We start from the raw sequence: 8,885 nt of genomic DNA on the forward strand, positions 1-8,885 counted from the left end.
ATGAATTTCTTCATGGAAGCGGCCAAGCTGCGGGCGGCACGTCTGCTTTGGAGCCGGATCATGGATGAGTTCGGGCCGCAAAACCCGCGCTCGAAAATGCTGCGGACACATTGCCAGACTTCGGGCGTTTCATTGCAGGAACAAGACCCATACAATAACGTTGTGCGCACCGCCTACGAGGCGATGAGTGCGGTACTTGGCGGCACACAATCGCTGCACACAAATGCGCTGGACGAAGCAATTGCGCTGCCGACTGATTTCTCGGCACGCATTGCGCGCAACACGCAGTTGATCCTTCAAGAAGAGACCGGTGTGACCAACGTCGTCGATCCTTTGGCCGGGTCGTATTACGTTGAAAGCCTCACGGCAGAATTGGCCGAAAAAGCTTGGGCGATCATCGAGGAAGTCGATGAGATGGGGGGCATGACCAAGGCCGTTGCCACGGGCATGCCGAAGCTAAGGATCGAAGAATCTGCAGCGCGTCGTCAGGCGATGATCGACAAGGGCGATGAGGTAATCGTCGGGGTTAATAAGTATCGCAAAGACAAGGAAGACCCGATCGATATCCGCGATATCAACAATGATACGGTGCGCGCCAGCCAGATCGAGCGTTTGGATCGCATCAAGGCGACGCGCGATACCAAGGCCTGTGAGGCTGCGCTTGTCGCGATCGAAAAATGTGCAGCCGAAGGTGGAAACCTGTTGGAAGCGGCGGTTGATGCTGCACGCGCACGCGCAAGTGTGGGAGAAATCAGCATGGCGATGGAAAAAGTTTTTGGACGCCACCGCGCCGAAGTTAAGACGCTTGCCGGGGTGTACGGCGCTGCCTACGAGGGCGACGCGGGCTTTGCGGCGATCCAGAAGGAAGTTGAGGATTTCGCCGAAGAGGAAGGCCGCCGTCCCCGGATGCTGGTCGTGAAAATGGGGCAGGACGGTCACGACCGGGGTGCCAAGGTGATCGCAACTGCCTTTGCAGATATTGGTTTTGACGTGGATGTCGGGCCTTTGTTTCAAACACCCGCGGAAGCCGCGCAAGATGCTATCGACAACGATGTGCACGTGATCGGAATTTCCAGTCAGGCGGCCGGTCATAAGACGCTTGCGCCGAAGTTGATCAAGATATTGGGCGAACGCGATGCTGGCGATATTCTAGTGATTTGTGGCGGCGTCATTCCGCAGCAGGACTACGAATTCCTGAAATCTGCAGGGGTGAAGGCGATCTTTGGGCCAGGAACGAATATTCCCGATGCGGCTTCTGATGTTCTGAAGCTCATACGCGCTGCGCGCGCCGAGTGACCATCCGCGCAAAGTTGCTGGCAGGCGGCACGCTTGGAGCCGTTTGGGCGCTGGGCGTGGTCTGGGTCGGAGTGACGGCGATAAACTTGCCGATTTTCACGCTGACGCCGACATTGCTGATGGCGTTTTTGGGGCCCGGTTTGGTGGTTGCGTTGATGGTCTTCTGGTCAGCCATGCGCCGGCTCGGATCGGACGAACTGATGGATGGCAGCGATACCGGGGCAGATGTCAACGCGTGCGTCTTGCGCAACACGATCGAGCAAGTCGTTCTGGCACTTTGCCTTTGGCCAGCAATTGGGTTTCTGGCAGCCGGCGATGGTCCGGGGCTGCTTGTCGCGTTAGGCGTTTCCTTCCCGCTGGCGCGTCTTGCCTATTGGGTCGGCTACCGTATTTCGCGTCCGCTCCAGCTTTTTGGGTTTGCGGCCACTTTCTTTGCAACGGTGTTTTCGTTGCTTTGGGCTGGCGGGACTTGGCTGACGTGACGTTGCGACATTTGTGAATTGCGATAATTTCCCTTGAAACGAACCCTCGGTTAGCCCCATCAAGCTATATGAGATTTTCGCTGGAACTTGATCACCTCGCGGTTGTTGCGCGCACTCTTGAAGAGGGCTGTTCGTACGTCGAAGCAGTTCTTGGAGCCGAGCTTTCGGCAGGTGGGCAGCATGATGGCATGGGTACCCACAACAAGCTTTTGTCGCTTGGCACTGATGTATATCTGGAAGTGATCGCTATTGATCCGCATGCGCCAAAGCCAAAACACCGGCGGTGGTTTAATCTGGATAGCTATGACGGCGCGCCGCGGATGATGAATTGGATTTGTCGGACCGATGATCTTGAAGCGGCACTAGATGAGGCCCCCCCCGGATCAGGTCGCGCAATGTGGCTGTCACGCGGGGATATGCGCTGGCAAATGGCGGTGCCAGAGTTCGGCAAGCTGCCCTTCGATGATGCAAGCCCGGCACTGATCCACTGGGGTGACAGCGCGCATCCTGCAGGACGCCTGCCGGATTGCGGGTTTCGCCTTGTGCGGCTGGATGTGTTCCACCCACGAGCCGGTGAATTGATCGATGCCTTTCCTGCGCTGAACAGACTGCAGTCGACGCTGGTACGTGAGGGGCCGGAAAAGCGGTTAATCGCAACGATTGCGACACCGGAAGGCAACCGGATCCTCGCATGATTGTGCGTCCGGCCACGCCGCGTGACGCTACCGGAATTTCAGCTGTGCTGAACCCGGTTATCCGCGACACGACAATCTCGTTTAAGCCTATCGAACTCAGTCTCGATGAAGTGGCGAAGCTCATCGAAAATGCGCCAGGCATATTTGTGGCCGAAGACGACGGCGTGATTCTAGGCTATGCCAGTTACGACCAATTCAGGCGCGGACTTGGCTATGCGCGTACGATGGAACACTCGATCATACTTGCCCCCGAGGCACGCGGGCGGGGGACAGGCCGCGCGTTGATGCAAAGGGTCGAGGATCACGCCCGCGCGGCTGGGATCGGATCGCTTTGGGCCGGCGTCAGCGGCGAGAACCCAGAAGGCGTTGCCTTCCATGCACGGATCGGGTTTGAAACCGTCGTTGTGTTGCCAAAGGTCGGTTTCAAGTTCGGTCGCTGGCTGGATCTGACCATGATGCAAAAATGGCTACAACCCATGGGTGACGACGCGGAGAGTTCCGCGTAAGATCATGTCCATGTCCGTTTGGTCCCGCATAGCTGACGCGCTTGCCGCACTACGCTCTGGCGAAAGTCTCGCCTCGGTGTTCGACATGCTGCGCTCGCCACCAGAACGCTCGATTGCGTTCACGATTGCGGTGATTGCCTTGGGCGCGAAGATGGCGAAGGCTGATGGTTTAGTGACACGCGACGAAGTGACTGCGTTTCGCGAAGTTTTTCATATTCCGGCCGCCGAGGAAGGCAATGCAGCCAAGCTGTTCAATTTTGCGCGCCAGGACGTGGGGGGATTTGAAGAGTACGCCACACGCATCGCGCGGATGTTTAACGAGGCGGATGGAACACTTTGCGACTTGCTTGAAGGGCTGTTCTATATCGCGGTGGCTGATGGCGATTATCATCCAAAGGAAGATCAGTTTCTGGCGCGCGTTTCCGAGATTTTCGGCCTGAGCGACCGACAGTTTCGTGCGATCCGGACCCGATTTGTCGCGGACGCCGAGCCTGACCCCTGGGCCGTTCTGGGCGTCGAGCCTGACACGCCGATGAAGGATATTCGCAGCGCCTGGCGAGACCTTGTCCGCGAGACACACCCCGATCGGTTGATGGCGCGGGGGTTGCCGCAAGAGGCGCTGAAAATGGCCGAGAAACGCCTGATCGCGGTCAATCACGCTTGGGAAGAGATTAACAGGGACGCGGCGTAGGTGCGGCTTGTAACCTACAATGTTGAGTGGTTTTCGAACCTTTTTGATGACCGGGGCCGGCTCTTGAACGATGCCGGATGGTCCGGGCGATATAACGTGAAGCGGTTCCAACAGATCGAAGCATTAGGAATTGTTTTCAATGCCCTAGATGCGGACGCCGTGATGATTATAGAAGCCCCTGACAGCGACCGCAGACGTGACGGCGCGGCGGCTTTGGAGATTTTTGCGGAAACGATGGGCTTGCGGTCGCGTCGCGCGGTGATGGGGTTTGTGAATGATACCCAGCAAGAGATTGCGCTTTTGTATGACCCGGATGCGATGACAGTGGAGCACGATCCGCAAGGCGAACCGCGCTTTGATCAGGACTATGAAATCGATCTTGATGTGGATGCGGCGCCGGAAAAGGTGCGCTGGTCTAAGCCTCCGCTTGAGTTGGCGGTACGGACCAAAGATGGCGTGAACTTGCGACTGATTGGAGTGCATGCAAAGTCCAAAGCCCCGCATGGCGCGCGGACGGATGCCGGTGTTATGCGAATTGCCATCGAGAATCGACGCAAGCAGTTGGCGCAATGCATTTGGTTGCGCGAGCGTGTCGATGATCACCTTGATCAAAACGATAGGCTTGTTGTTCTGGGTGACTTCAACGACGGGCCGGGCTTGGATGAATATGAAAAATTGTTCGGACGGTCCGGCGTTGAGATCGTTCTTGGCGTTGATGACGAAGCCGATTTATTTGATCCACATGCTGCCGCGATGATCGGCCGTGTGCCTGGCCCAGTGCCCGCGTCGGCTCGGTTTTGGTTGGCAGATCAAAAGCGTTGGATGGAAACGCTGCTTGATTATGTGATGGTCTCGCCGGCGCTTGTGGACGAAGCGGATCGCTGGCGCATCTGGCATCCCGTTGACGATGCCAATATTGCCGAAGTGCCTGAGTTGGTGAGCGCTTTACTTACCGCGTCAGATCACTTCCCGGTTAGCGTCGAGCTTGATATTTGATGATTTTGCCTCGTTGACGCAATGGGTTCTGAGGTGCATGGTCTCAGCGTGAAATGCGTCGGGGGGATCCACATGGACGCTAGCGGTGACGCAGCGACCGAAGATTGGGGCCCGTTTGGACGGCCACTGTTCGAGGACCCGAGCGCGCGGGCCTTAAGCCGTGTTGGTGTGCTTGATGTTGGCTCGAATTCGGTGAGGATGGTGGTGTTTGATGGCGCCGCCCGAAGCCCTGCATATTTCTTCAATGAAAAAGTCATGGCCGGCCTTGGCGCCGGGTTGGCGGAAACAGGGCGTCTCAATCCCGAAGGCCGCATAAGGGCTTTGTCAGCGATCAAAAGGTTTCAATTGCTTGCCGAGGGCATGAGAATCGCACCGCTTACAGCTGTTGCAACAGCTGCGGTGCGCGAGGCGGAGGACGGTCCCGCGTTTAGGGAGGAACTACAGCGCGAGACTGGCCTTCGCCTTTGGGTTATCGACGGAGAGGAAGAGGCCCGCCTTTCAGCACAAGGAGTTTTGTTGGGTTGGCCGGGGGCCTATGGGTTGGTCTGCGATATTGGTGGTTCGTCGATGGAGCTTGCCGAATTGCGGGACGGCCGGGTCGGCAAACGGATTTCAACCAAGCTTGGCCCGCAGCGGCTGAAAACCATCAAGGGCGGTAAGAAGGGGCTTAAAAATCATATTGCCGTAGAAGTTGCTGCCCTTGCCGAAACGATGGGGTCGCAGAAGGACCGCCTCTTTCTAGTGGGTGGGTCGTGGCGCGCTTTGGCGCGGATCGATATGGATCGACGCGGTTATCCACTGACGGTTTTGCACGAATATAGGATGTCGCGGAAATCGGTTCTGGCGACGATTGACTACATTCAGGACTCCAAGATTGAAGACCTGCGCCTGCGGTGCGGGCTGAGCGAAAGCCGGATGGCATTGGTGCCGTTGGCCTCACTGGTTTTGAAGGAATTGATCCGCCAGTTAAAGCCGTATGATATTGCGATTTCCAGCTATGGGATCCGCGAGGGCATGCTTTATGAGCAGATGCCGCAGCGCCTGCGGGATCGCGATCCGTTAATCGAAGCCTGCCGGTTTGCCGAAGCGAAAGATGCGCGCATGCCCGGTTTTGGGCGGCGCCTTTACGATTTTGTGCTGCCGCTTTTTTCAGGCCGCAAGGCCGCGCCGCATCGGTTGGTTAAGGCCGCCTGTTTGCTGCATGACGTCAGCTGGCGTGCGCATCCGGACTATCGCCACGAGGTCTGTTTTGACGAGGCGACACGGGCGAACCTTGGCGGCATGACGCATTCGGAACGGGTGTTTCTTGGGGTTGCATTGCTGCATCGCTATAAAAACAGCCGTGTGAATTCCCGTTTTGACCCCTTGTTCAAGCTGATCGACGATGACTTCCTGAAGCAAGCCGAAATTCTTGGGAAGGCAATGCGCTTTGGTGCCATGCTGACCGCGTCGAAAGACGAGAAAATGGGGAGTTTCAAGTACTTCCCTAAGAAACAAAGGCTTGAGGTTCGTCTAGCGCCGGGAACGCGTGGTCTGTTTGGTGAAGTTGCAGAAGCGCGCCTGAATTCGCTGGGTTCAGCGCTGGGAGCAACAGATATTGTTGTGATTGGGCGCTAAAGCTCAATCTCGTCGGTGTCGTTTTCTTCCGGCTTCAACGGGGTCTTGCGGCGGATGATGATGTCACCGTTTGGGAGGACTTCGGGCGCGTGGTAGGCATCAAGACTATCGAGAAGCGCCGATAAGTCGTTGATGGCGGGCTCCATTTCTTCAAGCAATCCACGCATGAAAAGCCGTAAAGCTTCGCTCATCAGATCTCTCCCCTCGGGTTCGGGGGCATCTTGCGCAAACGAAGGGGCGGCGGCAAAAACCAGTGGGATGAGTAAACGAAGCATAGCCTTATCTTAACAGAAGTTGAGGGCTTTTACGATTCCCGCTGAGACAAAAAATGGCCGGGCGAAATACCCGGCCATTGAACGTCTTGGATCGGGCCCGCGTTATTCAGCGGCCATCTTGATGACGGGCTCCATGTTATCAAGTTCGGCGTCGGGCAGGTGACACTTGATCTGATGACCGTTGGCAAGCGTGCGAACCGGCGGCATTTCCCTGTCGCAAAGCCCGTCCGCAACCTTGTTCTTCCAGCGACAGCGCGTCTGGAACGGACAGCCGGGCGGTGGGTTCATTGCCGACGGGATGTCGCCGTCCAACACGATGTGCATTTTCTGGATGCTGGTGTCCGCAATGGGAACAGCGGACAAAAGCGCCTCGGTGTAGGGGTGGTATGGCGGCGAGAACACCTGATCGGTGGTGCCCAATTCAACCACGTGGCCAAGGTACATGACCATCACACGGTCCGACAGATAACGAACGATCGACAGGTCGTGGCTGATAAACAGCAACGTCGTTTTCTCGTTACGCTGGATCTCCATGAGGAGGTCCGTGACCGCCGCCTGCACCGACACATCAAGCGCTGAGACCGGCTCGTCTGCGACCACGATGCGCGCGCCGCCTGAGAATGCGCGCGCGATACCAACACGTTGTTTCTGACCACCCGAAAGCTGGCGTGGCATACGGTCAGCAAATTCTCGCGGTAGTTTCACCAGGTCGAGAAGTTCAAGCATCCGCGTGCGGCGTTCGGCTTGGTTGTTGCCTACTTTGAAGATTTCCAAAGCGCGAATGATTTGTCGACCAACCGTCATCGATGGATTGAGCGTGTCGAAGGGGTTTTGGAAAACCATCTGAACCGAAGAGACCGTTTTGGTGTCGCGTTTCTCAATTGGCAGGTCTTGGATTTCCCGGTTGTCGAGAAAGATTTTGCCTTCAGTTGCGGTCTCAAGGCCCATAAGGACCTTTGCAAAGGTCGACTTACCGCAACCCGATTCCCCAACGATGGCGAGAGTCTCGCTCTCGCGGGCCTCAAAAGTGAGGGTTTCGTTGGCTTTGACGACCTTCTTGTTGGCACCTCCCAAGAGCGCGGTGGCAGAAACCTCGTAGTATTTTTTGAGGTCTTCCATCCTGAGAACGACGTCGCCGGGCTCGGTTTTCTTGGTCTGCTCGCCGAGCTCGATCGGTGCGTTCCAATCGATTTCCTGGAATTTCACGCAGCGCGTTGCGTGGCGGTCATCACCTTTGACTTTTTGCATTTTTATGTCGCCAACGTTGCAGCGACCTTCCTCGAAATAGTCACAACGCGGACCGAAGTTGCAGCCATCTGGACGCTTGTGGGGCAGGGGGAAGTTCCCCGGAATAGCCACAAGAGGGCGGGAGTTTTTGTCCGCGCCCGGAAGCGGGATCGAGCGGAAAAGGGCTTGCGTATAAGGGTGTTGCATCTCGTCGAAGACGTCTTCGATGGACCCGGTTTCGACCGCTTCGCCGGAATACATGACGCAAAGTCTATCGCAGGTTTCAAGCACCAGTCCAAGGTTGTGGCTGATGAAGAGCATTGAGGTGCCATACTTCTTGCCAAGGTCTTTAACCAGCTCGACGACGGCGGCTTCCACTGTCACGTCGAGGGCAGTTGTCGGCTCGTCAAGGATTAAAAGCGACGGGTTCGCCATGAGAGCCATAGCGATGACAATACGCTGTTGCTGTCCACCCGAAAGCTGGTGCGGATAGCTTTGCAGTATGCGCTCGGGATCAGGAAGGCGGACGTCTGTGACGACTTCAAGAGCGCGTTTATACGCCTCTTTTTCGTCGACGCCATCGTGGATCATCGGCACTTCCATCAGCTGCCTGCCGATCTTCATTGCCGGGTTCAGCGAGGCCATTGGCTCTTGATAAATCATCGCAATCTCGCTGCCACGGATTGCGCGAAGTTCCTCGTGAGACATTTCGGCCAAGTCGCGGCCTTTGAATTTTATCGAGCCACCGACGACGCGCCCATTGACGCCCAAATCTTGCATGACGCCAAGTGCCACAGTGGATTTGCCGCAGCCACTTTCGCCGACAAGGCCCATGGCTTCGCCGGGTTGCACGGTGCAGGAAAAGTCCATGACCGCGGGGATTTCCCGAAGCCGTGTGAAGAAGCTGATGGACAGGCTGTCGATCTCCAGGATCGGTCCGTCATAGTCCCGTTTGCTCATCTTGTGTCCCTCCTTGGGGCCGTATTTTTGGCAGGTCGGGCGCTGTTGGCAATTCGTCGGTGCGCGCTTCCGGTGCTTTCATCAGTCCTTAAGGCTCTCTTCGCGCAGACCATCCGCCAATAGGTTCAATCCGAGAACGA

Annotated in this window: 9 protein-coding genes; 7 read left to right on the forward strand and 2 right to left on the reverse strand. The window is 56.8% G+C overall.

Annotation, left to right across the window (positions count from 1 at the left end):
- From Q1B15_RS04165 to Q1B15_RS04195, 7 genes are all read left to right on the forward strand, one after another.
- Positions 1 to 1,296: methylmalonyl-CoA mutase family protein (locus Q1B15_RS04165; protein ID WP_299750600.1), on the forward strand; the 1,296-nt coding region annotated here is incomplete at its 5' end.
- Complete coding sequence (locus Q1B15_RS04170) at positions 1,293 to 1,778, forward strand: MAPEG family protein (protein ID WP_299750602.1); 486 nt, start codon at positions 1,293 to 1,295, stop codon at positions 1,776 to 1,778. The genes Q1B15_RS04165 and Q1B15_RS04170, both read left to right, overlap by 4 nt.
- Positions 1,779 to 1,846: 68 nt before the next feature.
- Entirely contained in the window at positions 1,847 to 2,473 is a 627-nt protein-coding gene (locus Q1B15_RS04175; protein ID WP_299750604.1) for a VOC family protein, read from the forward strand.
- Positions 2,470 to 2,979, forward strand: a complete 510-nt coding sequence (locus Q1B15_RS04180; RefSeq protein WP_299750607.1) for a GNAT family N-acetyltransferase — start codon at positions 2,470 to 2,472, stop codon at positions 2,977 to 2,979. Before Q1B15_RS04175 ends, Q1B15_RS04180 begins: the two co-directional genes overlap by 4 nt.
- 10 nt (positions 2,980 to 2,989) lie before the next feature.
- The gene (locus Q1B15_RS04185) at positions 2,990 to 3,670 is read left to right on the forward strand and encodes a molecular chaperone DjiA (protein ID WP_299750610.1); all 681 of its coding nucleotides are present in this window, start codon (positions 2,990 to 2,992) and stop codon (positions 3,668 to 3,670) included.
- Positions 3,671 to 4,666, forward strand: a complete 996-nt coding sequence (locus Q1B15_RS04190) for an endonuclease/exonuclease/phosphatase family protein (protein WP_299750613.1) — start codon at positions 3,671 to 3,673, stop codon at positions 4,664 to 4,666. It abuts the gene before it with no gap.
- A 72-nt stretch (positions 4,667 to 4,738) separates the two neighbouring features.
- Positions 4,739 to 6,283 carry a Ppx/GppA family phosphatase gene (locus tag Q1B15_RS04195; RefSeq protein WP_299750616.1) on the forward strand — a complete coding sequence of 515 codons (1,545 nt, stop codon included), beginning with the start codon at positions 4,739 to 4,741 and terminating at the stop codon, positions 6,281 to 6,283.
- On the opposite strand, the gene Q1B15_RS04200 is transcribed toward Q1B15_RS04195, so the two are convergent.
- Together Q1B15_RS04200 and Q1B15_RS04205 are read right to left on the reverse strand one after the other, a co-directional pair.
- Positions 6,280 to 6,558, reverse strand: coding sequence for a hypothetical protein (locus Q1B15_RS04200; RefSeq protein ID WP_299750619.1), 279 nt, complete (start codon positions 6,556 to 6,558; stop codon positions 6,280 to 6,282). The two genes, Q1B15_RS04195 and Q1B15_RS04200, sit on opposite strands and share 4 nt — an antisense overlap.
- Before the next feature lie 102 nt (positions 6,559 to 6,660).
- Positions 6,661 to 8,745: an ABC transporter ATP-binding protein gene (locus Q1B15_RS04205; RefSeq protein WP_299750622.1), complete on the reverse strand. Its 2,085-nt coding sequence runs from the start codon at positions 8,743 to 8,745 to the stop codon at positions 6,661 to 6,663.
- Between the last annotated feature and the right edge of the window lie 140 nt (positions 8,746 to 8,885).

The organism is uncultured Boseongicola sp., from assembly GCF_937988555.1.
In the GTDB taxonomy this organism is placed as follows: Bacteria; Pseudomonadota; Alphaproteobacteria; order Rhodobacterales; family Rhodobacteraceae; genus Boseongicola.

Bases quoted from the DNA above. Each gene is read 5' to 3' on its own strand.
- Q1B15_RS04195 (WP_299750616.1), top strand. From the start codon at position 4,739: ATGGACGCTAGCGGTGACGCAGCGACCGAAGATTGGGGCCCGTTTGGA.
- Q1B15_RS04175 (WP_299750604.1), top strand. From the start codon at position 1,847: ATGAGATTTTCGCTGGAACTTGATCACCTCGCGGTTGTTGCGCGCACT.
- Q1B15_RS04205 (WP_299750622.1), bottom strand. From the start codon at position 8,745: ATGAGCAAACGGGACTATGACGGACCGATCCTGGAGATCGACAGCCTG.
- Q1B15_RS04185 (WP_299750610.1), top strand. From the start codon at position 2,990: ATGTCCGTTTGGTCCCGCATAGCTGACGCGCTTGCCGCACTACGCTCT.
- Q1B15_RS04180 (WP_299750607.1), top strand. From the start codon at position 2,470: ATGATTGTGCGTCCGGCCACGCCGCGTGACGCTACCGGAATTTCAGCT.
- Q1B15_RS04200 (WP_299750619.1), bottom strand. From the start codon at position 6,558: ATGCTTCGTTTACTCATCCCACTGGTTTTTGCCGCCGCCCCTTCGTTT.